Here is a 25,173-nt window from a genome sequence, read left to right on the forward strand (position 1 = left end):
AACGAGCGGAGGCGCCGGGTACTCAAGGACTTACCAGCCCAGCCATTCCGGCTTGCGCGGGACGTCGACGGTGGTCAGCTTGTCCAGCTTGATCGTGCCGGCCTTGACCAGCTCGTCCACGCCGGCGCCGGTGTCGCCGCCGACCTTGGCGCGGTAGATGTTGACCGCCGTCATGCCGCGGTGGTCGTTCTCGGTCCAGGTCGAGGGAACGCAGACGCCCTCGAGACCGGCCGGGACCCAGTCCTTCTTCTGGTACATCGCCTTGCGGATGTTCGGACCGGTGACGCCGCCGTTCGCCGCCGCCCAGTCCATCGCCTCCTTCATGTAGAAGGCGGTGCAGACGCCGGCCATGTAGTGCACCGGGCGATAGGCGGTGCCGGCCGCGTCGGACATCTTGGAAATGTCCTTCAGCGTCTTCATGCCCGGCACCTCGGCGTTCCAGGTCACCGCGGTGCGCATCGGGAACACCACGCCGTCGGCGGCGGCGCCGGCGGCCTTGGCGGCGTTCTCGTCCATGCCCCAGACATTGCCCATGAACTGCACCTTGGCGCCGACCGTCTGGCAGGCCTTCAGCACCGAAATGTTGGAGCCGGCGGTGTTGCCGAGATAGGCGTAGTTCACGCCGGACTGCTTCAGCGTCAGGCACTGGGCGGTGTAGTCGCCGGGGGTCAGCGCGAACTGCACGGCCGGCAGGACTTCGAAGCCCAGCTCCTTGGCCAGCTGCTCGCCGGCATCCTTGGGCGCGTTGGGATAGGGGTGGTTGGCGCCCATGTGGACGTATTTCGGCTTGCCCTGGCCGCCCTGCTTCTTCCAGTCCTCGGCCGCCCACATCAGCATGCCACGCAGCGCGTCGGAATAGGACGGACCGTAGAAGAAGTTGTAGGGCGCCGGCTTGGAGCCGTGCGGGCCCTTGCCGGTCGGATCAGTCAGGTGACCGGAGTAGGAGCCGGAATAGGCCGGGATCTCGTCCTTGCCGACGAAGCCGGTCAGCGCCTCGGTATCGGCAGTGCCCCAGCCCTGCAGGGCCGCGATCTTGTCGCTGCCCGACGACCATTTCTTGTACTGGCTGATCGCGCGCGGCGCCTGATAGCCGTAGTCGACGCTGTCGACCGCCAGCTTGGTGCCGTTGACGCCGCCCTTGGAGTTGATGTAGGCGAGCGCGTCCGACACGCCCTGCGCATAGGGCACGCCGACGTCGGAGGTGGCGCCGGACTGGTCCGCCAGATGGCCGACCGGGATGTCGGCGTAAGCAGTGGCGGAGGTCGCCAGCAGGAGCGCGCCAGTAACGGCAGTGGTAGCGAAAAGCGCGGTCTTGATCGACATGGTGCGTTGACTCCCCATTCTATTCTGTTTGTTGACCGGCAAAGCGTCGGGACTTAGTGCGAGAAGGGATAGAGCTTCCAGTACGCCTTGATCTGCTTCCAGCGGTGGGCCAGCCCGTCGGGCTCGAACACCAGGAACAGGATGATGACGAGGCCGATCGACATCTCGCGCAGGAAGGCGATGTTGTCCTTCAGGTTCAGCGCGGTATCGATGGCGGTGCCGCTGACCATCTTGGTGAGCGCCTGCATCGCCTCCGGCAGGAAGACCATGAAGGCGGTGCCCATCAGCGTGCCCATGATCGAGCCCAGCCCGCCGATGATGATCATGCCCAGGAACTGGATCGAGAAGAGGATGGTGAACCCCTCGACCGACACGAACTGCAGGTAGTGGGCGTACAGCGCGCCGCCGATGCCGGCATAGAAGGCGGAGATGCCGAAGGACATCGTCCGGTACTTCGTCAGGTTGATGCCCATGATCTCGGCGGAGAGATAATGGTCGCGCACCGCCACCAGGGCGCGGCCGTCGCGGGTCCGCATCAGGTTGGTGGCGAGGATGTACATCACCACCAGCGCCACCAGGGCGACGTAGAAGTAGCGCTCGTCGGTGTCGAAGGCGAAGCCGAAGATGGTCAGCGGCTCGGCGATGGTGCCGGCGGTGCCGCCGGTGAACCAGTCGGCGCGGGCGAAGAAGTCCTGAAGGATGTACTGCGCCGCCAGCGTGGCGATGGCGAGGTACAGGCCCTTCAGCCGCGCCGCCGGCATGCCGAACAGCAGCCCGACCAGTGTGGTGACCACGCCCGCCAGCGGGATGGCCAGCGCCACCGGGACGCCGACACTGTTGTTGAGCCAGGCCGAGGCGAAGGCGCCGAAGCCGAAGAAGGCGGAATGGCCGATGGAGATCTGGCCGGTGAAGCCGACCAGAATGTTCAGGCCGAGCGCGGCGATGCCGAGATAGCTGATCTGGATCAGCAGGCTGAGCCAGTAGCGGTCCATGAAGGCCGGGCAGGCCAGGAGCAGAACCACGCCCAGGATCGCAAAGTTGCGGCTGGTCTTGGTCGGGAAGATGGTGGTGTCGGTCCCGTAGGACGTCTTGAAATCGCCGCTCGGGATGATGCTGATGTTCGCCATTTGGGCCTCACACGCGCTCGATGTCTTTGGTGCCGAACAGGCCGTAGGGCTTGATCATCAGGATGGCGATCAGGACGTAGAAGGGCGCGATCTCGTACATGTTGCCCCAGTTCAGCCACTGGCTGTCCAGGTAGTGCGCCATGTTCTCCAGCACGCCGACGATCAGGCCGCCGACCACCGCGCCGATGACGCTGTCGAGACCGCCCAGGATCACCGCCGGGAACACCTTGATGCCGAAGAAGGACAAGGCCGACGACACGCCGTTGACCACGCCCACCGTGACGCCGGCCACCGCCGACACCATGGCGGAGATCGCCCAGCTCATCGCGAACATGTGGCGGACCGAGATGCCCAGCGACTGCGCCACCTGCTGGTCGAAGGCGGTGGCCCGCATGGCGAGGCCGGTCCGCGAGTATTTGAAGAACCAGCCGAAGCCCGCCATGATCAGGATCGAGATCAGCAGCGACATCACGTAGACGGTCTGCACCTCCAGCCCGAACAGGTTCATGGTGGGGCTGGCGAAGATCGGCGGGAAGGGCTTGGCGAAGACGCCGAACATCCACTTCATCGCCGCCTGGAAGACGATGGACAGGCCGATCGTCACCATGATGACGGAGATGATCGGCTCGCCGATCATCGGCCTCAACACGACGATCTGCAGGATGACGCCGAAGGCCAGCATGAAGACCAGCGTGATCGGGAAGCCGATCCAGAAGGGCAGCTGCCAGCTGGTCAGCAGCCACCAGCAGGTCCAGGCACCGATCAGCAGGAATTCGCCCTGCGCGAAGTTGACGATGCGGCTGGCCTTGTAGATCAGCACGAAGGACATGGCGACCACGCCATACAGCGCGCCGACGATCAGGCCGTTGACGAGAAGCTGAAACAGAAGGGTCATGGCGTGGCCTCGCCGAGATGGGATCCAAATCCCCCTCTCCCCCCCGGGGAGAGGGTCGGGGTGAGGGGGACGCGCGGCGAGGAGCGTCCGGCAGGCGGAACCCCCTCACCCATCCTCTCCCCGCTTTCGGCGGACCGAAGGTCCGCCTGTCGCGTCAGCGCAAACTTCGTTTGCGCGTGAGCGGGGGGGAGAGGGGTTTTAAGCGGTTGCATCGCTACGCAATCTCCTCACGCCGCGACCGGCTGCCGCGGCGCCGTGGCGGCGGTCGGAGCCAGGTCGATGACGGTCAGCGTGGTGCGGATGCGCTGCTTGGTGCCGTCCTGGAAGGCGATCGTGGTGTCCACGTCGATCTTCGGCTGGCCGGCATAGATGCTGTCAATGATGGTGCCGTATTTCTCGGCGACGACGCCGCGGCGCACCTTGCGGGTGCGGGTCAGCTCGCCGTCGTCGGCATCCAGCTCCTTGTACAGCAGCAGGAACTTGGAAATGCGCTGAAACTCGGGAAGCGTCTGGTTCACCCGCTCCACCTCCGCCCGCAGCAGGTCGTAGACCTCCTGCTTGGACGACAGGTCGGAGTATGTGGTGAAGGCGATGCGGTTCTTTTCCGCCCATTTCGACACGATGGAGAAGCGGATGCAGACGATCGCCGACAGATACTCGCGCTTGTCGCCCAGAATCACCGCCTCGGCGACATAGGGGCTGAACTTCAGCTTGTTCTCGATGTATTGCGGGCTGAAGCGGTCGCCCTGGGCGGTGGTGGCGATGTCCTTGATGCGGTCGATGATGACCAGATGGCCCTTCTTGTCGAAGAACCCGGCATCGCCGGTGTGCATCCAGCCGTCGCGCATGTCGGCGACGGTCGCCTTCTCGTTCCGGTAATAGCCGGCGAACATGTTGGGGTGGCGGGTGACGATCTCGCCGACGCCGTTATGGTCGGCGTCGATCACCTTCACCTCGATGCCGTCGTCGAACGGCACGCCGACCGTGTCGAAATCCACGTCGGTGCCGCGATGGACGGTGTAGGCGCCCATCGTTTCGGTCTGGCCGTAGATCTGGCGCAGCGGGACGCCCAGCGCCTGGAAGAACTTGAAGGTGTCGGGGCCGAGCGCGGCACCGCGGTCGCCGCCGATGTCAGGTTGGTGAAGCCCAGCCGGTCGCGCAGAGCCTTGAACAGGATCGCGTCGGCCACCGCCGACCGCTGCCCCTTCGCCAGCGCCTCCAGCCCCAGCTTCATGCCGAGTTCGTACATCTTCTGCTTGAAGGGCGAGGCGTCCATCATCCGGGCGCGCACGTCGGCGGCGATGGCCTCCCACAGGCGCGGCGCGAACAGGACGAAGGTCGGCCCGATCTCGCGGAAGTCGTGCATCATCGTCTCGGCTTCCTCGACGAAGTTCACGCGCATCCGCGACACCACCCCCATGCCGACCGCATAGACCTGCTCCATGATCCAGGACAGCGGCAGGACCGAGACATACTCGTCCTCCGGCCCCTTGGGATCGGCGGACAAATAGCTGGCGACATGGCGGATCAGGCGTCCCGCCGGCAGCATCGCCATCTTCGGGTTCGAGGTGGTGCCCGACGTGGTGCAGAGGATGGCGACATCCTCGCCCTTGGTCTCCGCCACCATGCGGTCGTAGAGGTCCGGCTGCGCGGCCAGCAGCTCCTCGCCCATGCGGATCAGGTCGGTGACCGGCATCAGGCGGGGGTCATGGTATTTGCGCATGCCGCGCGGGTCGGAATAGATGATGTGCTGGAGCGTCGGAAGCCGGTCGGCGAGGTTCAGCAGCTTGTCGACCTGCTCCTCGTCCTCGGCGAACACCACCTTCACGTCGGCATAGGTGATGAGGTAGGCGACCTCCTCGTCCAGCGCATCGCGGTAGATGCCCAGGCTGTAGCCGCGCAGCGCGTGGGTCGCGATCTCGCCCATCACCCAGTCGGGACGGTTGTCGCCGAGCAACCCGACCACCTCGCCCGGCACGACGCCCAGCTTGTCATGCCCAGCGCGAAGGCACGGACGCGGGCATGCACCTGGCCCCAAGTGAAGGTCCGCCAGATGCCGAAATCCTTCTCGCGCATGGCGATGTCGCCGCCATGGTCGCGGGCGTGCAATGCCACCAGCTTCGGCAGGGTGTCGTAGACTCTCAGATCGGGAAGGGCCAGATCAGGCAGAGTGAGGTTCGACATCACGCGACCTCCTTGCGCGGCGGCACGGCCGCGGCAGGAGCCGCCGGCGCCTCTTCCTCGTCGTCCTCGCCCAGATAGGCGCGGCGGACGCGGGGATCGGCCAGGACCTCTTCCGGCCTGCCTTCGGCGATCTTCTTGCCGAATTCCAGCACCATCACCCGGTGCGAGATGTCCATGACCACGCCCATGTCGTGCTCGATCATGACGACGGTCATGCCGAACTCCTCGTTCAGGTCGACGATGTAGCGGGCCATGTCCTCCTTCTCTTCCAGGTTCATGCCGGCCATCGGCTCGTCCAGCAGGATCAGGTCCGGCTTCAGCGCCATGGCGCGGGCCAGTTCGACCCGCTTGCGCAGGCCGTAGGACAGGGTGCCGGCGGTGGCCTTGCGCACATGCTGGATTTCGAGGAAGTCGATGATCTCCTCCACCTCGCGGCGGTGGGACAACTCCTCCTTCCTGGCGCCGGTCAGCCAGTAGAGCGACCCGGTCAGGAAGTTGTTCTTCAGCAGGTGGTGGCGGCCGACCATGATGTTGTCGAGCACGGTCATGTGCCCGAACAGCGCCAGATTCTGGAAGGTGCGGCCGATGCCGAGCGAGGCGCGATGGTTCGGGGTCATCCCCGTCACGTCGCGGCCCTTGAAATAGACCTTGCCGTCGGTCGGCCGGTAGCGGCCGGAGATGCAGTTGACCATAGAGGTCTTGCCGGCCCCGTTCGGGCCGATGATCGAGAACAGCTCGCCCCTGCGGATGCCGAAGCTGACGTCGGTCAGCGCATGGACGCCCCCGAAGCGCAGGTTGACGCCCCGAGCCTCGAAAATGGTCTCCGCCTGGGTGGTCGGCGAATTTTGGCCAAGGGAATTTTGGCCAGGGCCGGGGTGTGGTGCGACGGGCGCGCCTGACATTTCCTCCTCCGTTGCTGTTGGTACCGCTTCTCGGGGTCACGACCCGGCTCTTTGGTGGCCGGCGAGGTCCATATTGTGGACCGTTTCATGAGCAACTTCCGCACTATATACCGGGTTCCGGTCTGTTTTCAACACTGACATTCCGCCAGTGCATGTTTTTTGACGCGACAAGCCGCCGCGCGGTCCATATGATGGACCTCATGAGCAGTCACGCCGACATCGCCACACCTTCTGCCGTTCCGAGCGCGGCGGGCGGCACCCAAAGCCTGGAACGCGCCATCGCCCTGCTGCGCGCGGTCGCCGACGCGGGCACCGACGGCGCGCGGCTGGCCGACCTGATGGCCGGGGTCGGGCTGTCGAAGGCGACCGCCCACCGGCTGCTGATGGCATTGGCGCGCGAAGGGCTGGTCGAGCAGGACGGGCGCAGCAAACGCTACCATCTGGGGCCCGATCTGGTGACGCTGGGCGATCTGGCGGCGCTGCGGCACCGTCCCCCTGCCGCCGTGCTCCCCACCCCTGCCGCGCCCCCCCCGCCGCCCGCCCTGATGGTGCGGCCGTCTGCCTTCCTGCGGCCGGAGTATCGCGGCCTGTCCATCGCGCTGGCTTCGCTGTTGTGCGACCGTCATGTCCGCGCCGCCGACGGCGCGCGGGCGGCGCTGCTGCATGAAAGCGTCGCCGGACAGACGACGGAGCTGAGCTTCGCCCGCCTCGCCCATGATTCGGCGCGCTTCGCGACCGTGCTGGCCGGCATGGGGGTGGGCCAGGGAGATCGGGTGGCGGTGCTGCTGCCGAAGGGTCCGGAACTGCTGATCACGGCATTGGCGATCTGGCGGCTGGGCGGCGTCTACATGCCGCTGTTCACCACCTATACCGCATCGTCCGTGGCCTACCGGCTGGCCGACAGCGATGCGCGGGCCATCGTCACCAACGGCTTCCTGCGCCGCAAGGTGCCGCGCGACAACACCCGGCCGGTTGTGACGGTGGAGGGCGACGAGGCCTTCGGCCCCGACGCGGTGCCCTTCTGGTCGTCGCTGCACGAGGCCGCACCGCTGGCCGAGGTGGCGCGCTATCGGGAAGGCGACGCCTTCGCCCTGATCTACACGTCGGAATCCGAGCCGACGCCGCTGGGCGTCTCGCTTCCGGTCAAGGCGCTGTCGGGGATCGAGCAGTACATGCGCATCGGCCTGGACCTGCGCGACGACGACATCTATTGGAACATGGCCGACCCCGGCTGGGCCTATGGCGCCTATTACGGGCTGGTCGGGCCGCTGCTGCTGGGGCGGACGACGATCTTCTGCGACGGCCCCTACGACGTGCGGCAGGGCTATCGGATGCTGACCAAGTTCGGCGTCACCAACCTGACCGCCGCGCCGTCGCAGATCCGCGCCTGGCACGGCGCCGATCCCGGCGTGTCGCACCAGTTCGCGCTGCGCATCCTGTCGGTGGTGGGCGAGCCGCTGCCGCCCGACCTGATCGCCTGGGCCAACCGGACGGTCAAGGTCCCGCTGCTCGACCAGTATGGCCAGCGCGAGACCGGCATCTTCATCGTGAACCGCTACGATCCCGATGGAATCGGCCGTTACGAGTCCGAGGAGGTCGATGGCGGCGAGCCGGCCCAGCCGCCCAGCGGTTCGCTCGGCCGGCCGATGCCGGGATTCCGCGTCGTCATCCTCGACCCCGACGGGCGGGAGGCGCCGGTGGGTGGCGCCGGCGAGATCGCCATCGACGTGGACCATTCGCCGCTGTTCTGGTTCGAATCCTACGCCAACAACCCGGAGCGCACCGCCCAGCGCTTCCGTCATGGCCGGCGCTATTACCTGACCGGCGACCGCGCCTTCCTGGATGGCGACGGCAACATCCATTACCGCGGCCGGGCGTCGGACGCGATCCAGATGCAGCAGGGCGAATAGTCATGGACCGCCCTTTTCGGGTATAGATCGCCTCCGGAGATGCGGCAGCCGGAAAAAGCGCGAAGGACGGGTATGGAATCCAAGACGAAGAACCGCGAATCCTGGCTGGCCGCCGCCTTCGCGGCGCTGGCCGAAGGCGGCGCCGACAAGGTGCGGGTGGAAGTGCTGGCAAAGGCCCTGAAGGTCACCAAGGGCAGCTTCTATTGGCATTTCCGCGACCGCACCGACCTTATGAACGCCCTGCTCGACAGCTGGAAGCTGGGCCGCATCGCCGCCATCAAGGAACAGACCCGGCTGGACGGGCGCGAACCGGCGCAGCAGCTGCGCGACCTGCTGGCGCTCTATGGCGGCAGCAAGCCGCGGGGCATGGCGATCGAGTTGGCGGTGCGCGACTGGGCCCGGCGCGATCCCGAGGCGGAAAGCGTGATCGCCGAGGTCGACCGCGAGCGCCTTCACAGCGTCGCCGGCCTGTTCGTAGCGCTGGGCCTGCCCTCCGACCAAGCCTTCGCCCGCGCCTATCTGTTCTACGCCTTCGCCTTCGGCCAGGGGCTGCTCGCCCCCGGCGCCGCGGCCGACCGCGCGGAGGTGGTGCGGGCGATCTGCGCCGACGTGCTGGTGCCATCAGGGTGAACAAAGGCACCCTCAAGGAACTCCGTTAGAAAATGCCGGTTCTTGGTTCGTAGTAATAAAAGTACTCTCCGACAGTCCAAAGCATTTTCTTGTACATCGCCTTGTCAGTCGCACCCGTTTGGTCAAAAACACGAACAAAGAAACGGCAATCATGCTCCTCTCCCCACCGTTGCAAAGGGAGAGCAGCAGCGCGAAATTCAGATACGGTTATTTCATTCAAGTACTGGAAGCCATGGATGGACAGCGCTGCCTGCTCGTCGGCTCTTTGAGGAAGCGCGTTGTCCCGTACGACCACCCCACCGGTACGAAGAGCAACATCGAAGATATATTCTGGCTTGCCGGCCTTCGTTGCCCAGCAGGCTGGCTTCTCCGTCCCACGCCCGGCATCCGCGAACATTTTTTTCATCTGCGCCAGCTGACCCTGAAAGTTGTCGGCCCTGCGACGCTCTTCGGCGGCGGCCTTCGCCGCCTCCGCGATCAACTTCGAAGTATCCTTACCCTCTCCTGCGGCACGCTCCGCCACCATGCCGAGCGTCACAAGTTCAGCAAGCCGGCCCGCTAACGTGTCTGGTGGAAAGCGTGGCTCTCCCATCGCTTGTTGAACTCTACGGACGATCTGGTCATGAGCTTGGAGTTCCTGTACCTGCTTTTCCAGGTCTTCTGCCCTGGCGGCTCGCTCCCTCACCGCCTCAACGCTCTTGGCCTTTTCCGTTAAGCCAGCAATTTCATTACGGAGCCGAATGTTTTCCTGCTTAGCAAGCACAAGGCTCTTAAATTCTTCATCAAAGCTGTTCAGGTTGGAAAGATATTTTCGAAGTGGCGCAAGTTCTTCCAAGGCTTCCGACTTCTCCTTCTCAGCCGCCTCCGCCCGTTGCTCTGTCTCTGTTATCCTGTCTTCCAGAGATGCGATCTGATGTTCCTGCTTTTCCATCTTGACCGCAAGCGCGAGCAGCAAGGCGAAGAGGACCAGAATGACCACCTCGGCCATCGTCAGCCCAAGCACCACGCCACGACGGTAGGATTTCTCCTGTTCCAACAGATTGACTGACATTCGTCGCCTCCTACAATCGGCCGTTATAAGCGCCAGAAGCGCGAACCGAATGTCCGTGGATCCTCTGTGGCCTGACGCTCGATATGGCGGAGCAACTCGTCCACCCGGTTGGAAGTCGATTGGGTGGCGGCGATTTGCTGTTCAATTGCCTCACGAAGCCTGTCGACCGCTGACACCGACTTCTTCACCACGTCGGCGGCTGTCACGGCAAGCATCTCCTGTCGGGTGTTGGCAACGTCCATCGTCTTTGCCAATTCAACCGTCGCCGCAGCCAGCGCTCCAGCGGCGGCAGCCATCTGCTTTGCTTCCGCGGAAGCGGCAGCATCCAGCTTCTCCTCCGCAATCTGCCGCTCCCGTTGTCGCCGCAGTTCCTCCATGCCATCGGTGGCCCTCCGGGCGGCGGCAACCTGCTGCTCGATAGCCCCACGGAAGCTGTCCACGGCGGATGCCGAGCGAACCACCGCGTCGGTGGCGGATTCGGCAAGCATATCCTGCCGGTTCTTCGCATCGGCCGTCGTCTTTGCCATTTCTGCTGTGGCGGCAGCCAGTGTCGCGGCGGCGGCAGCGAGCCGCTCCACTTCCGTAGCGGCCGCTGCCTCGCGCTTTGCCGCGGACCGGATGGCGTCGCTCACCTCTCCGACCGCACCACGCAAATCGGCAAGCATCGCCTTGGTTTCGCCGATCTGATCCCGTCGCGATGCATCCATCGCTCCCATACCCAATTCCAGGCGCTTCGCCGATTCAACCATGGATGCCAATGCGGCGTTCAACTGTTCGACTTGTCCGGCTTGACCGGCAACCCTGCGCTCCGCCGTCTCAACGATCCGGGCGATCCCCTGGGTGGCCGGTTCAATCTTTTGCTCCAGAAGATCTTCCGGACTTCGGATGGCATCCACACGATCGGCCAAACGACCGACGGCCGCAACTGTCTTGCCGACGGCCTTGTTGAGGGAAGCGGCCTCTCCCGAAAAGTCTCCAAGTGTCTTTTTCAGGTCCGCGGCAAGGCTATCGGTGGTTTCCTCAAGTTTTTTGGCATGCTCCGTCAGCAGGGCGTTTACTTTTTCCGCCATCTCGTCCATTCCTTCCTGAAGAGACTGCTGCGTGCTGCGGCGAAAGCTATTGAGATCCACGACCGAGTTGTCCAGTTGTCCCTTCAGCCGGGATACGGCGTCGCTCAAAGCCATTCTGGCTTCGCGCTCGACCTCCACCGGATCCTGACGCATCTGCGAAAGAATGACGCGGGCAGCAACCCCGGCGATCGTCGTGGCCAGGGCGATGCCGAAGTTCGTGATGATCCCCCTGGTGTCGGCGTCACGAGAACCGAATTGCCAGAGGGACATCGCTAGCGACGTCAGTGTGTAGAGAAATCCCAGATAGTACGCATTGTCACCAATCCGATCCTCCCGGAGGCGATAGCTGCGCGTGAACCGGGCGATGAGCACGTAAGCGACGAGTACCACGACAGGCACAGCCGTAATGACGAACTGCTCATAGCTCAAATTCTTCAGGGCAATGATACTGCCACTTCCAAACAGAAGTGCGACAAAGAATAGATTTTTGTCTACGATGTCCTGGAGGCGGTCCAGACGTGGAAGGCCAGGCTGTTTGCTGATCGATGACATCGGAAATCAACCCTCCACCGCGTCCACAGCGGTCAGTACGCCGTTGGACTCTTTTATGAATTTCTGCCAGAACTCCACGAGCGCCTTGCCCTGGATAGTTTTTTGCGGTCTCGCGTCGAACCAGCAGGACTTCGACGCGCGCGCCATGCAGGTCCGAGCGCAACTGCCTGAAAGCTACGGCGTTGCGGGACTGTTCGAAGTTCGGCACGCCTTTGTAGACACTTGCCACACCTGAATGTTGGAGCATGTCCGACACGATGATCAGTCGCTTCTCCCGATCATGCGCGTCATGATCGGAGAACGCTGTAATCGCGAGCGACTGGATGCTCTCCATGATCGGAGACGAACTGGCCTCGTCGGGCGAGACGGCACTGACGAAAACCTGATCCACTTTATCGGCGAACCGGGCACGCCAGAGGCGCTCAGCCATTCTCTGATTGTCTGTCCATTTCGACGCATCCTTGGGATTGCCGGGATTGCAGACCTTGATCTCGGGAGAAAGAACAGCCTTTACGACGGGCGCGACGACATAGACTTCGATGGCACCATGCTTTGGCACTTCGCGTTTGACATGCTCCAGCCGCTTGCGAATCTCCGCCTGCTGTACCGGATTGAAAGCATCGGTGCGGTCGATCAATACAGCTGTAATGCTTGTAGGGCCGCTGGTGGGGCAGAGCGTCTGATCATTGAGCGGTACATGTGCCTGAATGGCGCTCCAGTAGAAATACCCGATGGTAGTGGCGGCTACTAAGGCAATGGCCAGCAGAATTTTACCGAGCCGATCAGCACGCTTCTTGCGCTGCTGGTTGCTCAACGGCTTTCTGACTGCCGTTCGTCCGGCCATTATCCATATCCTCCGCGGTCAAATGCTCAATCTGTTCGAATGTCGCCACGGCATGGTCGAAAGCGGAATGAACAGTGGTACGCCGGGCTTCGAATTCTTCGAGTGCTCTCACGATCTCAGTTTCCGGCGCGGTGTCCGGCGCGGCATCGCCGGCTATGTTTGGCCGGGCCATTTTCCAGCGTTCTGAGAAATGCCGCGGCGCTGGGGTCGGACGGGCACGCCTGTTGGCTTCCCGATAGGTTTGCAGGAGATCGTTTCCGACCTGTTCCAAGTGAGACAGGTATTCGTCGAACTGTCGGAACAGGCGGATTCGCCCCTCTTTGATGGACCGAAGTTCACCCTTGCGCTCGTCGATCTCGCCCGCCGCATTGGACATCTCTTCGAGCGCATTGTCGCGGGTTTCAGTCAAACCATCGAAGATTTCAGACTTGGTCGCGTAATAATTTTCCGCATCGGCTTCATGCCTACGAGAAATCCTGCCATATCCTGGATAAGGATCATCGAATTTCCACCCATCAATGGCGGCAATGATCCAGAATGTGAGAGTCATCAAGGCCAGGAGCCATGATTCCATCGTACCTAGACGAACCATGTCGGCGGAAAACGCGATGCGCTGGATCAGTTCGACGGCGTATTTTCCTGGGGCATCCAAGGGTCCTGACACCATGGCATCGCGGTAGTGCGCGACGACCAAAGCCAGAAACAACTCCACCGTCACCATCACGGGAAGGCTGAGAAATCCTAAAACGCGTTTCCACATCCCCACACAAATCGTAAGCGGAGCGATCCAGCGGCCGACGGCAAAGCCATAGGCGAGGTTCAACGCCGCGATCAGCCCGGCAAGAATCATACCCCCAACAAGGCCGAACTCGTTGCCTTCCGCAAGGAAAGAGCCGTTCATGATTGTTTCAACAATAACGATGGTAAATATAACCCCTATATGAAAAATCCATGAGTGGGGGTGCCGCGAGTGCCTTGTCAGTCGGTGCTTCGTACGGAAACGTTCCAGTTCACGCGAACTCAGCACGACGGCCTTGCGCGCTTGATAGAGCCGGTCCCGTTCCAGGTTCTCCAGTTTCTTCAGGTCGCCAACCGCCTTGTCCGCTGCGGAAGCAAGCTTGTCCAAACGCTGGCGGAAGCCGAGATTTGCGGCGCGTTCCCGATAAGAGCGAAGTTGGTCGATATAAACATTGTGCGACTCGCGCCGATCCGTCTCGATGCGCGTGACGATTTCCTGCTCAACATCGTCAAACCCAGTCATATCCTCCGGAGGGCTTTGCTGGGTGCCGCGCTCCTTGCCCCTCTGTTCAAGGCGCATGCCCTTCTTCAGGGCGACAATGTCGAGTTCGTCAAATGCCCCCGGCGCACCGGCATAATCCGCCCTGTCGGGCGTGGCACCTGATCTGGAGCCGAACAAACCGAAAAAATTCACTGACCACAGCCCCCGGCATGGTGCGTGTGCCTTGCGTCCAATGCACCCGGTCATACGACCGTGCGGGCGCTACCTAGACGACAGCAGCGTCGATCATGTTAGCGAATTCAATCTAAAATTAAAACTATTTCTTAATCGAATACGTAAAGGTGAACTTACCCGGTGACGATCAAGGCGATAGGTCTCGCACAAGCCCCCCACGGCACATCGGCCAGTCGCGATTTGGTCAAAGCGTTGGTTGTGCGGGACGAGGCGGTGCCATCCGCCCGGTCAGCTGCGCAACGAACCTGCGGACAATCCATCGAGCGGAATCGCGGTGACGCTTTTGACCTCTTCCATCACCGCATAGGTATGGGTTTCCCGCACGCCGCGCGCGGTGGACAGCAGTTCGCCCAGGAACAGGCGGTATTCGTTCATGTCGCGCACCCGCGCCTTGACCAGATAGTCGAAGCCGCCGGCGACCATGTGGCATTCCATGATCTGCGGCATACGCAGCACCGTGGCCTTGAAGTCGTCGAAATTGTCGGGCGTGGTGCGGTCCAGCACCACCTCGACGAAGACCAGCATCCCCGCTTCCAGCCGGTGCGGGTCGAGCAGCGCGACATAGCGCTGGATGATGCCGTCCGCCTGCAGCCGCTTCACCCGCTCCAGGCAGGCGGCCGGGCTCAGGTTGATGCGGCGGGCCAGCTCGACATTGCTGAGGCGTCCATCCTCCTGCAGTTCACGCAGGATCTTGATGTCGGTGGAATCGAGGCTGCGGTCCATCGGCGGCTCGGAATGCTGTTCGGCAGGCCGCCCCGATCTTCGGGCAAAGAACGGGGCCACCCCGGAACCGACCATAGCAGGAACGGCGCCGACCGCGCCACTCCGAAGCCTGTTTGCCGGTGACGGCCCCCGTCATGCGCGCCGTCACGCCGCCAGCGGCAGCATCACCGTCATGCGCAGTCCGCCGGTCGGGCGGTTTTCGGCGCTGACGCGGCCGCCGAAGGCGTCGATGTTGCGGCGGACGATCCACAGGCCGATGCCGAAATGCGCAGCCCCCGCCTGATGGGCGGCCGATTCGTCCTCCGGCATGCCGCGGCCGGGTTCGCGGTGGGAGAAGTAGCGCTCGAAGATGCGTTCCAGGTTCGCCGGATCGACGCCCGGTCCCTCGTCGTCCACCACCAGCTCGGCCCAGCGGCCGTTGCGGGTCAGGCGGACGCTGACGGCGGAGTCGGCCGGCGAGAAGCTGACGGCGTTCTCCACCAGATTCTCGACGATGGTTTCCAGCGTCTCCTCGCTGGCCCGCACCACCAGCCCGGCATCGATGCGCGAGCGCATGTGCAGGCGCCGTTCGGCCAGCAGACCGGTATAACCGCCGGCCATCCGCTCCACCAGCGACGACAGGTCGACGCGGCGGCGCGAGGGGGCCAGCAGGTCGGCCGCCGCCTCGTCCATGCGGCGGGCGAAGGACACCAGGCCGTCCAGCTTGTCCAGCGACTTCTCGATCATCGTCAATGCGCGCTGGCTGCGGGCGTTCTCCGCCGGCAGGGCGCGGCGCAGCGGCTCCACCGACTGGCGGATGACGGCGATCGGCGTCTTGAAGGCGTGGGCGTTGTCCTCCGCCGCACCGGCGCAGCGACTGGGCGCTGTCGCGCAGCGTGGAAACGAGCCGGTCGAAATCCTCCGCCACCCCGGCCAGTTCCGGCACGGTGTTGCGCGCGGCGAAGGAGGCGTTTCGGCCTTCCTGGTCGGGCACCATCCTCGCCGCCGACGATGCGGCGGGCCAGATCGCCGAAGCGGTTCAGGTTGCGCCAGACGCCGGCAAGCACGGCCAGCACCAGGGCCGCCATCGCCAGATAGATCGCCGCGGCGGCCTGGACCGCCGGCGTGCTCCAATAGGGACGGCCGATGGAGGAGGAGATGTAGGCCTCGGTCGCATGGCTGGTCACCAGCGCCCAGCAGCCGAAGCTGGTCTTGATCGGGGTGATGGAGGACAGCACCTCCTCGCCGCCTTCGGCATGGGGAACACGCATCGCCAGCGTGGAGTTGCCGGCACAGCTCGACCCCAGCCGGTCCAGCCACGCCCTGTTCGAGCAGCAGGCGCCGTTCGGCATCGATGTCGGCGGTCGACAGGCTGGGCGCCGCCGCGACATAGAAGAAGGGTTCCGGTCCGGTCCTGAGCGCCGCGGCCCCGGTGGCCGCCACGCGCGGACGCACCAGCAGCTTCAGCCGCGTGCGGTCGTCGCCGTAGCGGGCCAGCGCGCTGCTGAGGCTGGGAAGGGCCGTGCGGTCGACGCCCAGAAGTTCCGGCTCCAGCGCGCGGGCGATCAGTTCACCCTGGCGCTGGGCGCTTTTAAGCAGGAGCTGCTGCGAGGCCTCGTCGGCGCGCTGGAACTGGTCGTAGAGCAGAACCGGCACGGCGACGAAGACGACGGTGAGCAGCACCAGGCGGCTCGCCATCGAACGCCACAGCCAAAGCAGGCGGGCGGACGCTTGTCTGGGCGCCCGCATCGCGAGGTCACTCGGCAGCAGCGCCATTGATCAGCATGTCCTCGCTCATTCCACCGCGCTGGCCACCGCGCTGGCCATTGCGCGTGCCGTTGCCCGGGGCAGTGTCCACGCCGTCCTCGTCGCCGCCCTGGGCCGGGTTCTCACCCTTGCCCCAGCGATAGCCGAAGCCCGGATAGTTCTCGATGCAGGCGAAATTGGCGTCGACCGAGCGGAACTTCTGGCGGATGCGCTTGATGAAGGCGCGGACGTTGGCGCGGTAGCCCGACGGTCCGTAGCCGGCGACGAAGCCCTTGCCGTGGACGAGGTCGTAGATCTCGCGGTAGGACACGTCCTCTTCCGGGCGGGTCGACATCAGCTTGACGATGTTGAACTCGGTCAGCGTCAGGTCGATGCGCTTGCCCTTCCAGAAGGCGCGGCTGTTGTCCAGGCGCAGTTCCAGCTCGCCCAGGCGATGCATGGTGGCGTTGCCGCCGGCCTCCGCATCCTCGGCACCCTTGACCGCATCGCCCTTGGTGCCGTCCAGGATCAGGCGCATGCGCTTCAGCAGGATCGACAGGCTGCGCGACTTCTCCACGAAGTCCAGCGCGCCGCCGGCCAGCGCCGCCTCTTCATAAATCTGGTCGGACAGCACGGTCAGGAAGATCACCGGGGTGGCGATGCCGCGGGCGCGCATCTGGCGCAGGACGTCGATGCCGTCGAGCTTTGGCATGCGCCAGTCCAGCAGGACGATGTCGACCGATCCGTCGGCGGCGAAGAAATCGAGCGCCGGCTCGCCGCGGTCGAAGGTGATGACCTCGTATCCCTCGTCGCCGAGGTTGAGGCTGAGCGACTCACGGAACAGATCGTCGTCGTCCACCAGAGCGATGCGGGCAATGGTCGGTTCGGTCATTGCGGACATTCCCTTGTTCGACTCCGCCTTACTGAATCCCGGGGCGGACAGGGCGCCCTGCGTCAGCGTGAGCGAGGAGTTGGGCGAAGCATCGGTGGTCGGCGTCAGGGACATTTTGGCTGCTCTTCATATCGTAGGAGAGGGCGCGGAAGTCCTGGGACGAGGTCATATCCATGAAGAAGAAGACCTTGAGGGTGCAGTCACCCTTGGAATACCGCCAGATCTTGGCGGGAGGCGCCTCTTCCCTTGCAACAGGGGACCCCAGGAGGTTGAGAGTCTGGACTTCGTCCAGCCCGACAAGACTGTCGGGGTCGGCGTTGGTGGTTGGCGGGAGGGGTGGGCGTCAGCCCCACGGCCGGCCCCACGGCCGGCATGGCCGAGGCGTTCGCCGTCCGGGGGTCGATGGCCGCCAATTGGGTGGCGGCGGTATTGGCGTCGGTGCTGGCCGCCGCCACGTCGCCGTTCGTCACCGGCGGGCCCGGCTGCGGCATCGGCAGGTTCGGCGCCAGCGATGCGGCGTCGGCAATCTTGCGGACCGGCTTCTGCCTGGGCACCGGCGGGGAAGCCGGACGGGCGTTCGGGTTGGCGCCGACATATCGGGTCCGCCCCATCCCGGCCCGGCCGTGTTGGCCGGGCAGCCGGCCAGCAGCAGGACCGCGACCAGCAGGCCCGCATGTCGGCCCCGGCCGGCGGCGTAGGCGCCGAACTGCGCCACATCGCGGAGGACTGCCGGCACGGTCATGGGGGCGAGCCTTTCAAATGCTGGAGGGCAAACACTGGAGGGACGAACACGAGATGGTCGGCTATAGCGGCATTAACACGGAACCGGCCGTTTCCATCTGACCGCAAAGTTTACTTCGCGTCTGAGTTGGAGTTGACCGCGTCTGATGACCCTAAACTCAGTCCATTCTGGTTAATGGCGCGTTAAAGCCACAGCAGATACCCCCATTTTGCGAAAACCTACCAATATTTTGCGGATTTTCGTTTGAATTTCGAGCGAATGCGTCAGGAGAACTCCCTGTGCTTTGCTCAAAAGTGGTACATAATTGGGTCAGGTCCATTCTGCGTCGACCGCTTTGTGGGGTACAGGCGGAGAGCGACAGGACGTGACAGGAATGAGGCAGGAAGATGGCCGGGATCGGACGGGAATGAGGCCGTCGTGGGCCAAAGCCCAAAAAAACAATCGGCGGCGGAGCCACCCGGGTATGGCTCCGCCGCCGCTCAGCCGGACGGGCAACAGGTCATGTGGCGGCGCGCATGACAGCGGCCGCAGGGTGTTGCCTCTGGAACTCCAGCCGTGGTTCCGGCCGGCCGTCAAGCCGGTCGGCGTCGTGGGAACAATGCATTTTCGGCACCATCCATCACGGTCGCCATCATGCGCCGAACGGACGGCGCAGTCAAGTTTGCATTACGTACAATTTAGTATTTCCATTATTCGGGCGGTTTGGGGAGTTGGACTTTGATCTTGCCCTGGCTTCGGTGGACACGGGTTCACGCAGATCTTAGAGCCCGTCCGAGAAGAAGTTGAATCGGATGAATCAGTTGTGATTCAAAGGAGCCTCCAAGACGGAGGTGAGGATGTGGAGGCCGGAGAAGCGGGAGCGCCATAATCGTAGCATGCTGCGTTACCCGAGCGACCTGAGCGATGAGGAATGGCGGATCGTCGAGCCGCTGATCCCGCCGGCACGACGCGGTGGCCGGCACCGCAGCGTCGACGTCCGGGCGGTGCTGAACGGTGTGCTGTACGTCTTGGAGACGGGTTGCCAGTGGCGCCACCTTCCCAAGGACCTGCCGCCGCGCAGCACGGTACACGGCTATCTGCACCTGTGGGCCTGGGATGGCACGCTGGAGCGCATCCATCATGACCTCTACCAACAGGTCCGCGAACGGGAAGGCCGCGAGGCCAGCCCGACCGCCGCCGTCGTGGACAGCCAGAGCGTCCGCACGGCGGAAAAAGGGGGCCTGCGGCGGACCCGGTCGGCTATGACGCGGGCAAGAAGATCAAAGGCGTCAAGTACCACATCCTCGTCGATACGCTAGGCCTGCTCCTGAACGTCGCCGTCCACCCTGCCGACATCCAGGACCGCGACGGCACAGCCCTGGTCCTCGACAAGGCAACCCGCGCGCTGTTCCCCTTCATCCAGGTGATCTTCGCCGATGGCGGCTACCAAGGAGAGGTCGCGGCCACCAAGGTGAAGGAGGCCGGTAACTGGCAGTTGGAGATCGTCAAACGCTCCGATCAGGCCAAAGGCTTTGTCGTGCTCCCAAAGCGATGGCTGGTTGAGCGAACGCTGTCATGGCTCACCCGCTGCCGACGCCTCGTCCGACATTACGAGCAGTACCTCCGCACCTCCGTTGCTTTCATACGCATCGCTATGATCCGCCTGATGCTCCGGAGGCTTGCTCGGAAATAATCTTTCAGGACAGACTCTTAGAGCGTCTCGCCTGAAATCGGGATCGAGGGTTGCGTTTGGACGGCTGTCATGATTCACCGTCGTTGGAGGTGGATCATGGGTCGCAGCTATTCGCCGGACCTTCGGGTCCGGATTTGCGGAGAGATCGAGCAAGGCGGTTCGCGTCGGGCGGCGGCGCACCGGTTCGGTGTGAGCGCGAGCACGAGCATACGGCTCGCCCAGCGGATGGCGGCGACGGGTTCGCTGGAACCGGCCCGGCAGGGGGTCCGCCCGGTGGCGGCAAGCTGGCGCCACATGCCGATTTCCTGATCGGCTGGGTGGAGAAGCAAGGCGACATCACCATGCCCGAACCGGCGGTCAAGCTGAAAGCCGAGCGTGGCGTCACGGCCCACCCGGCTTCGCTGTCGCGTTTCCTGCTCACCCGTGGCTACAGCGTCAACAAAAGCGCTGCTGGCGAGCGAGGCCGGTCGCGCTGACGTCGCAGAGGACCGCCTTCACCTTGGCGCGTGCCGCCTGCGCCTCCGGCGGCAGCTTCGCCCTGGCCCCGTTGCGCGCCCAACTGCTGGAGGGCGATCTGCGCTGCCTCTATCTCGGGTGGCTGCTCGCCGTGCAGCGCGGCGAGGTGGGTGAGGACGATGCCGAAGCGCCTCGGCCTCCAGGCCTATCGCGGCTCGACGACGCCTTGCGCGCCTTCGTCGAGTACGTCCAGCTGGATCAGGATCTGCTCGCTTCAGCGGCGGAGGGAGACGAGCAGAGCACCGACCCGCTCGCCGATGGGGCGCTCGGCGTATTCATCCAGGCTCTCCCCGTCGCTGAGAAGGACGCGCTTCTGACACGGCAGGCGCGTGGCGACGGCGCGACGCTGCCCAGTGAACTGCGCCGCCGCTGCCGGGAGGCTCTAGCAGGGCGCGGAAAAACGAACATATTCGGGCCTTTTTCCCCCGCTGCGGCTTGAGAATGGGAGTTCTGACGCCCGTTTTCATCAGAATAGAGCGCCTTTTCGCGCTCTGCGGCTCCCGGAACCGCCATTCAGGCGGATTCCGGGCGTGATTATGCCGCCGCCAGCAGCTTGGGCAATCGGATCAGGTTGTAGGCGGTAGCGGTCAGGGTGAACATCCAACCGACGCGGGCCGTGCCGCGATGACGCGTCTTGCGCAAGCCGGCTCCCTTGATCCAGCCGAACACCTCCTCGATCCGTTTGCGGACTCTCAGGCTGACGGCGTAGCCGGGGTGGCGGGTGGTCCGGCCGTCGATCGCCGAGCGGCGGTTGCTCGTGTTCTGCGCAACATGCGCAGCGGCGCCCAAGCTGCGCATGTTCGCCACGAAATCCTTGGTGTCGTAAGCCTTGTCGGCGCCGACTGTGATGCGGTGGCGGCCGGGGATGGCCTCAATCATGGACACCGCCGCTTCGCGTTCAGCCAGACCGGTGGCCGCGGTGAGCCGGACATTCACCACCAGGGCGTGACGGTTCTCCATCAACGCATGGCCCATGAAGGCCAGCTTCGCCGGCTGCCCGTTGCCCTTGCGGTACAACCGCGCCTCGGGATCGCTGGTCGAGGCATGGGTCTCGTTGGACCGCTTCTCGCCATGAAAGTCGCGGTCGCCGTTGCGCCCCGGCCCCGGCGGCTCGCCGCTGCCGTCCTTGGGCCGAAAGCTCTTCACGCTGGCCCAGGCTTCGATCAGCGTGCCGTCCACCGAGAAGTGCTCGTCCGACAGCAGCGCCTTGACCTTCGGCTGACCCAGCACGGTGGCCAGGAACGTGGCCGCCACATCCCCGGCCAGCAGACGCTCACGGTTCTTGGTGAACACCGTAACGTCCCATACCGGGGCGTCCATCGACAGGCCGACGAACCAGCGGAACAGCAGGTTGTAATCGAGCTGTTCCATCAGCTGGCGTTCCGAGCGCACCGAGTAGAAGGCCTGGAGCAGCAGAGCCCGCAGCAGCTTCTCCGGCGGGATCGACGGCCGCCCGATCTTCGAGTACAGGCCTTCGAAGGCGGGCGACATCACCTCCAGCGCTTCATCCACGATGGCCCGGATCGGCCGCAGCGGGTGATTGGCCGGAACCCGCGCCTCACAGCTCACGTAGCTGAAAAGACCCTCGCTGCGTTCGTCCGATCGCGCATCATCCCCTCTCCGACCGCACCCTGTGCCAGCAGAGAGAATCACGAGAGCCCGCCGCAGCACAGCCTTTTTCCGCATCCTGCTAGGCGGCACATCCGATCCGGCACCGCCTGCACGCTGTGTCGGCGATCTGCTGTCCGCGGCGGAAGCCCGTGCCGTCGACGGCGCCTTGACGGCCTTCATCGCGTCGATCGACGCCCTGCGGCAGGAGGAGAGGCGCCTCGCCGCGGAACAGCACACCACCGCGTTGGCAGCCCTGCAGAGTGACAGCGCGGCTTGCCGGAGCGAACTTCACGCTCTGACGGCCGAGATCGCCGAACAGGAGCAGGGCTACGAGGATTTGGCGCAGGAGCATGACCGGATCACGGAAGACCGCAACCAGCCGGCGGTGACGGTCGCTCGCCAGCGCGGTCCAGACGACGAAGGGACGGCGCCGGTCCAGGCGATCCGAAAGAAGCCCGGCCAGCGGAAGCCACCGCCAGCATCGTCGCCCCCGCGACGCAGCCCGTCAGGAAAGCGGTCTGGGGCGGCAGCCCGACCATCCGGATCAGGTAGGTCGGCATGAAGAAGATGTTGACGTAGGTGGAGGCGGTGCCGCCCATGATCGTAAGAGCGCCGATCAGCAGCTTCGCCCGGTGACGGGCCAGCAACTCTGCCAGGACGGCGTGGCCGGGATCGGGCCGTGCCGTTTCCGGAAGCAGGCGGCGCAGATGGAGGCCCACCGGAACGATCAGCAGCAGCGACCGAACTCCGATTGGACCGGGAAGAACAGTTTGCCGATGGTCAGGGCGAAGAAGCTGTAGATGGTGAAGTCGTAAAGCTCCACCGCATTGCCGATCGACAGCGCCAGGATGGCGGCGGGACGCGATGGCGCGGGCGGACTGCCGCCAGCGGAATTCGACGATGCCATATCCCTTCCCCCTCTTTCGACCATCCGGAGCGTGCGAAGCATTCATAAGAATTCCGTCAATTAGCCTTCGCAAAAAAAGGGAGCGGCACATCTGAGATACCGAATGGAGAGCATTGCATCCCTTTTTGCAGCAGATCTGCAAATCAAGACACAAAGCAATCTATATCAACCCCTTGGACATCCCGGTTATTTCCCTGGAAATATTAGTAATACCTAGGGATAGCTTTGAAAAGCGCCCAATTCCTGTAGCCATTGGAGCACCGGCGAACCGCGGCGCCAATCAGCCGAACCGTTGACGCACATATGAGGACTTGAACCACGCGATCCGAAGACACGACGTCGGCGCAGGATGCCACGCGCCGCAGCTTCATCGTCGGCACCGCGATCGCCGCGGCTGCCGTCGCGACCACCGCCGCGGCGGCCGAACGCCAGCCCGCCGGCAACAGCTCTGTCCAGCAAAGGGAAGGGAAACGGACGATGACCATAGGCAAGACCGAAGACGGGTTCGTCACCGCCAAGGACGGCGTCTCGATCTATTACAAGGATTGGGGACCGCGCGACGCCCAGACGATCATGTTCCACCATGGCTGGCCGCTGACCGCCGACGACTGGGACGCGCAGATGCTGTTCTTCCTGAACCAGGGCTACCGCGTCGTGGCCCATGACCGGCGCGGACATGGCCGCTCCACCCAGACGGCGACCGGGAACGAGATGGACACTTACGCCGACGACGTGCTGGCCGTCGTCACCGGGCTGGAACTGAAGAACGTCTTCCATGTCGGCCATTCCACCGGCGGCGGCGAGGTCTCGCGTTATCTGGGGCGCCACGGCACCTCGCGGGCGGGAAAGGCGGTTCTGCTTGGTGCCGTTCCGCCGATCATGGTCAAGACCGAGGCCAATCCCGGCGGCCTGCCGCTGGAGGTGTTCGACGGCTTCCGCGCAGCGCTGGCCGCCAACCGCGCCCAGTTCTTCCGCGACATCCCGTCCGGCCCCTTCTACGGCTTCAACCGCGACGGCGCCCAGGTCTCGCAGGGCGTCATCGACAACTGGTGGCGGCAGGGGATGATGGGCGGCACCAAGGCCCACTACGACTGCATCAAGGCCTTTTCGGAGACCGACTTCACCGAGGATCTGAAGAAGATCGACATCCCGGTCCTGGTGATGCACGGCGACGACGACCAGATCGTGCCGATCGCCGATTCCGCCCTTCTGTCTTCCAAGCTGCTGCCGAAAGGCACATTGAAGGTCTACAAGGGCTTTCCGCACGGCATGGCGACCACGCATGCGGAAACCATCAATGCCGACCTGCTGGCCTTCTTCAAGGCCTGAAGCTGCTTCGCCCCCGCAGGGCCGCGCCCGGCGCTGCGGGGGGTCAACCCATACGCAGGTATGAATGCCGCATCCTGCTCCACCTGTTGAAATGAGTCGGCCGCAAGGGAGGTTGTTGACGGGCCGTGCCGCGGCTGGAGTGCGATGTTGTGCTGAGTGTTCCCACCATCTGTGTCGTCGACGATGATGAAAGCATCCGGGAGAGCTTGGACAGCTTCTTGCGGTCGGTCGGAATGCAGGTTCGCACCTTTTCCTCGGCGGAGGAATTCATCGCCTACGACGACAAGGCGGACTGCCTGATCACCGATCTGAACCTGACCGGCATGGATGGACTCAGCCTGCATATGGTGCTGCTGCAGCAAGGCCGCAGCCATCCCGTGATCGTGATGACCGCCTTCGCCACGCAGGCGGCCCGCAGCCGCTCGCTTGCACAGGGGGTCAGCGCCTTTCTGACCAAGCCGCTCGACCCGGAAAGCCTGCTCGTCCTCATCGAAAACGTCCTCAAGACCGAACGGGACCGCGCCCAATGACCGGCCAGCCTTGCCGCAGCGACACCACCGCCGGAGGATACCACTTCGCCGGCTGAGCCGGCCCCGCCACCGGCAACGAAAAGGACAGGCTGGCGCCGCCCGGCGCGCCGTCACGACCGTTGGTCGCCCACAGCCGTCCGCCATGCTCCTCCACGATCGTCTTGCAGATCGACAGGCCGAGCCCCATCCCCTCCTGCTTGGTGGAGAAGAAGGGATCGAAGATCCGCGGCAGCACGTCGTCCGGAATGCCGGGTCCGCTGTCGGTGACGGTGAAGGTCACGGCATCCGCCCCGTCCGCCGCCGCGGCGATGGCGATACGGCGCTCCGGCGACTTCGCCGCCTGCATGGCCTGGATCGCGTTGTAGGCGATGTTGACGATGACCTGCTGGATCTGCGTGCGGTCGCCGATGACGGGCGGCAGATGCGCAGGCACGTCGATGGCGATCCTGGTCTTCTGCCGACAGGCTTCATGCTCCACCAGAGTGACCGCGTCGGCGATGCAGTCATGCGGCTTCATCGGCGTGGTGGACAGTTCCCCCCGCCGCGCAAAGGAGCGCATTTTTC

General features: G+C 64.2%; 23 protein-coding genes and 1 pseudogene. 8 read left to right on the forward strand and 16 right to left on the reverse strand.

Translation table 11 applies throughout. The features are described from left to right. Window positions 1-30 precede the first annotated feature (30 nt). From F1643_RS05815 to F1643_RS05835, 5 genes and pseudogenes are all read right to left on the reverse strand, one after another. Complete coding sequence (locus F1643_RS05815; protein ID WP_194911712.1) at window positions 31-1,323, reverse strand: ABC transporter substrate-binding protein; 1,293 nt, start codon at window positions 1,321-1,323, stop codon at window positions 31-33. A 53-nt stretch (window positions 1,324-1,376) separates the two neighbouring features. Continuing rightward, the gene (locus F1643_RS05820; protein WP_194911714.1) at window positions 1,377-2,450 is read right to left on the reverse strand and encodes a branched-chain amino acid ABC transporter permease; all 1,074 of its coding nucleotides are present in this window, start codon (window positions 2,448-2,450) and stop codon (window positions 1,377-1,379) included. 7 nt (window positions 2,451-2,457) lie between these two features. Then, entirely contained in the window at window positions 2,458-3,345 is an 888-nt protein-coding gene (locus F1643_RS05825) for a branched-chain amino acid ABC transporter permease (protein ID WP_014187949.1), read from the reverse strand. Window positions 3,346-3,572: 227 nt separating this feature from the next. After that, window positions 3,573-5,529 (reverse strand): annotated as a pseudogene (locus tag F1643_RS05830) (long-chain fatty acid--CoA ligase). Then, window positions 5,529-6,431 (reverse strand): ABC transporter ATP-binding protein, encoded by a 903-nt coding sequence (locus F1643_RS05835; protein WP_206692360.1) that lies wholly within the window; start codon window positions 6,429-6,431, stop codon window positions 5,529-5,531. Before F1643_RS05835 ends, F1643_RS05830 begins: the two are co-directional and overlap by 1 nt. Window positions 6,432-6,631: 200 nt before the next feature. Between F1643_RS05835 and F1643_RS05840 the strand changes: the two genes are divergently transcribed. Next, entirely contained in the window at window positions 6,632-8,341 is a 1,710-nt protein-coding gene (locus tag F1643_RS05840; protein WP_255542456.1) for an AMP-binding protein, read from the forward strand. 72 nt (window positions 8,342-8,413) lie between these two features. After that, the gene (locus F1643_RS05845; protein WP_194911716.1) at window positions 8,414-8,971 is read left to right on the forward strand and encodes a TetR/AcrR family transcriptional regulator; all 558 of its coding nucleotides are present in this window, start codon (window positions 8,414-8,416) and stop codon (window positions 8,969-8,971) included. A 25-nt stretch (window positions 8,972-8,996) separates the two neighbouring features. On the opposite strand, the gene F1643_RS05850 is transcribed toward F1643_RS05845, so the two are convergent. From F1643_RS05850 to F1643_RS05875, 6 genes are all read right to left on the reverse strand, one after another. Beyond that, window positions 8,997-10,022, reverse strand: a complete 1,026-nt coding sequence (locus F1643_RS05850; RefSeq protein ID WP_194911719.1) for a hypothetical protein — start codon at window positions 10,020-10,022, stop codon at window positions 8,997-8,999. 23 nt (window positions 10,023-10,045) lie between these two features. Next, window positions 10,046-11,644: a hypothetical protein gene (locus F1643_RS05855; RefSeq protein WP_194911720.1), complete on the reverse strand. Its 1,599-nt coding sequence runs from the start codon at window positions 11,642-11,644 to the stop codon at window positions 10,046-10,048. A gap of 782 nt (window positions 11,645-12,426) precedes the next feature. Further along, window positions 12,427-13,920 carry a hypothetical protein gene (locus F1643_RS05860; RefSeq protein WP_194911722.1) on the reverse strand — a complete coding sequence of 498 codons (1,494 nt, stop codon included), beginning with the start codon at window positions 13,918-13,920 and terminating at the stop codon, window positions 12,427-12,429. Window positions 13,921-14,190: 270 nt separating this feature from the next. Then, window positions 14,191-14,685 carry an Lrp/AsnC ligand binding domain-containing protein gene (locus F1643_RS05865; RefSeq protein ID WP_194911731.1) on the reverse strand — a complete coding sequence of 165 codons (495 nt, stop codon included), beginning with the start codon at window positions 14,683-14,685 and terminating at the stop codon, window positions 14,191-14,193. Between the two features lie 144 nt (window positions 14,686-14,829). Beyond that, on the reverse strand, window positions 14,830-16,440 hold the full coding sequence (locus F1643_RS05870) for a sensor histidine kinase KdpD (RefSeq protein WP_255542457.1): 1,611 nt from the start codon (window positions 16,438-16,440) through the stop codon (window positions 14,830-14,832). Next, window positions 16,421-17,302, reverse strand: coding sequence for a response regulator transcription factor (locus F1643_RS05875; protein WP_194911733.1), 882 nt, complete (start codon window positions 17,300-17,302; stop codon window positions 16,421-16,423). Before F1643_RS05875 ends, F1643_RS05870 begins: the two co-directional genes overlap by 20 nt. A 1,578-nt stretch (window positions 17,303-18,880) precedes the next feature. Here F1643_RS05875 and F1643_RS05880 point away from each other — a divergent pair. The 4 genes from F1643_RS05880 to F1643_RS05895 all read left to right on the forward strand — a co-directional run bounded on the left by F1643_RS05880 (window position 18,881) and on the right by F1643_RS05895 (window position 20,671). Continuing rightward, window positions 18,881-19,716 (forward strand): IS5 family transposase gene (locus F1643_RS05880; protein ID WP_255542458.1). Its coding sequence is split into 2 segments (ribosomal slippage): window positions 18,881-19,265 and window positions 19,265-19,716, totalling 837 coding nucleotides; the frame shifts between segments, so codons are not numbered across the junction. Window positions 19,717-19,812: 96 nt separating this feature from the next. After that, a complete protein-coding gene (locus tag F1643_RS05885) occupies window positions 19,813-20,025 on the forward strand; it encodes a hypothetical protein (RefSeq protein WP_194911736.1) in 213 nt (70 codons plus the stop codon). Window positions 20,026-20,033: 8 nt separating this feature from the next. After that, the gene (locus F1643_RS05890; protein ID WP_194911739.1) at window positions 20,034-20,192 is read left to right on the forward strand and encodes a hypothetical protein; all 159 of its coding nucleotides are present in this window, start codon (window positions 20,034-20,036) and stop codon (window positions 20,190-20,192) included. Between the two features lie 23 nt (window positions 20,193-20,215). Further along, the gene (locus F1643_RS05895) at window positions 20,216-20,671 is read left to right on the forward strand and encodes a hypothetical protein (protein WP_194911741.1); all 456 of its coding nucleotides are present in this window, start codon (window positions 20,216-20,218) and stop codon (window positions 20,669-20,671) included. Between the two features lie 95 nt (window positions 20,672-20,766). Here the strand turns inward: F1643_RS05895 and F1643_RS05900 are convergent, their stop codons facing one another. Genes F1643_RS05900 through F1643_RS05915 form a run of 4 tightly spaced genes read right to left on the reverse strand, consistent with a single transcriptional unit; the run spans window position 20,767 to window position 22,750 of the window. Next, window positions 20,767-21,882 carry an IS5 family transposase gene (locus tag F1643_RS05900; protein WP_370540500.1) on the reverse strand — a complete coding sequence of 372 codons (1,116 nt, stop codon included), beginning with the start codon at window positions 21,880-21,882 and terminating at the stop codon, window positions 20,767-20,769. A gap of 40 nt (window positions 21,883-21,922) precedes the next feature. Then, window positions 21,923-22,195, reverse strand: coding sequence for a hypothetical protein (locus tag F1643_RS05905; RefSeq protein ID WP_194911745.1), 273 nt, complete (start codon window positions 22,193-22,195; stop codon window positions 21,923-21,925). 7 nt (window positions 22,196-22,202) lie between these two features. Continuing rightward, window positions 22,203-22,562 (reverse strand): hypothetical protein, encoded by a 360-nt coding sequence (locus F1643_RS05910; RefSeq protein ID WP_194911748.1) that lies wholly within the window; start codon window positions 22,560-22,562, stop codon window positions 22,203-22,205. Between the two features lie 8 nt (window positions 22,563-22,570). Beyond that, window positions 22,571-22,750, reverse strand: a complete 180-nt coding sequence (locus tag F1643_RS05915; RefSeq protein ID WP_194912152.1) for a hypothetical protein — start codon at window positions 22,748-22,750, stop codon at window positions 22,571-22,573. Window positions 22,751-23,227: 477 nt separating this feature from the next. Between F1643_RS05915 and F1643_RS05920 the strand changes: the two genes are divergently transcribed. Further along, complete coding sequence (locus F1643_RS05920; protein WP_194911751.1) at window positions 23,228-24,079, forward strand: alpha/beta fold hydrolase; 852 nt, start codon at window positions 23,228-23,230, stop codon at window positions 24,077-24,079. 125 nt (window positions 24,080-24,204) lie between these two features. Beyond that, complete coding sequence (locus F1643_RS05925) at window positions 24,205-24,609, forward strand: response regulator transcription factor (protein WP_370540491.1); 405 nt, start codon at window positions 24,205-24,207, stop codon at window positions 24,607-24,609. On the opposite strand, the gene F1643_RS05930 is transcribed toward F1643_RS05925, so the two are convergent. Further along, the gene (locus F1643_RS05930; protein WP_194911754.1) at window positions 24,581-25,168 is read right to left on the reverse strand and encodes a sensor histidine kinase; all 588 of its coding nucleotides are present in this window, start codon (window positions 25,166-25,168) and stop codon (window positions 24,581-24,583) included. The two genes, F1643_RS05925 and F1643_RS05930, sit on opposite strands and share 29 nt — an antisense overlap. Between the last annotated feature and the right edge of the window lie 5 nt (window positions 25,169-25,173).

The organism is Azospirillum sp. INR13, assembly GCF_015390205.1.
Classification (GTDB): domain Bacteria; phylum Pseudomonadota; class Alphaproteobacteria; order Azospirillales; family Azospirillaceae; genus Azospirillum.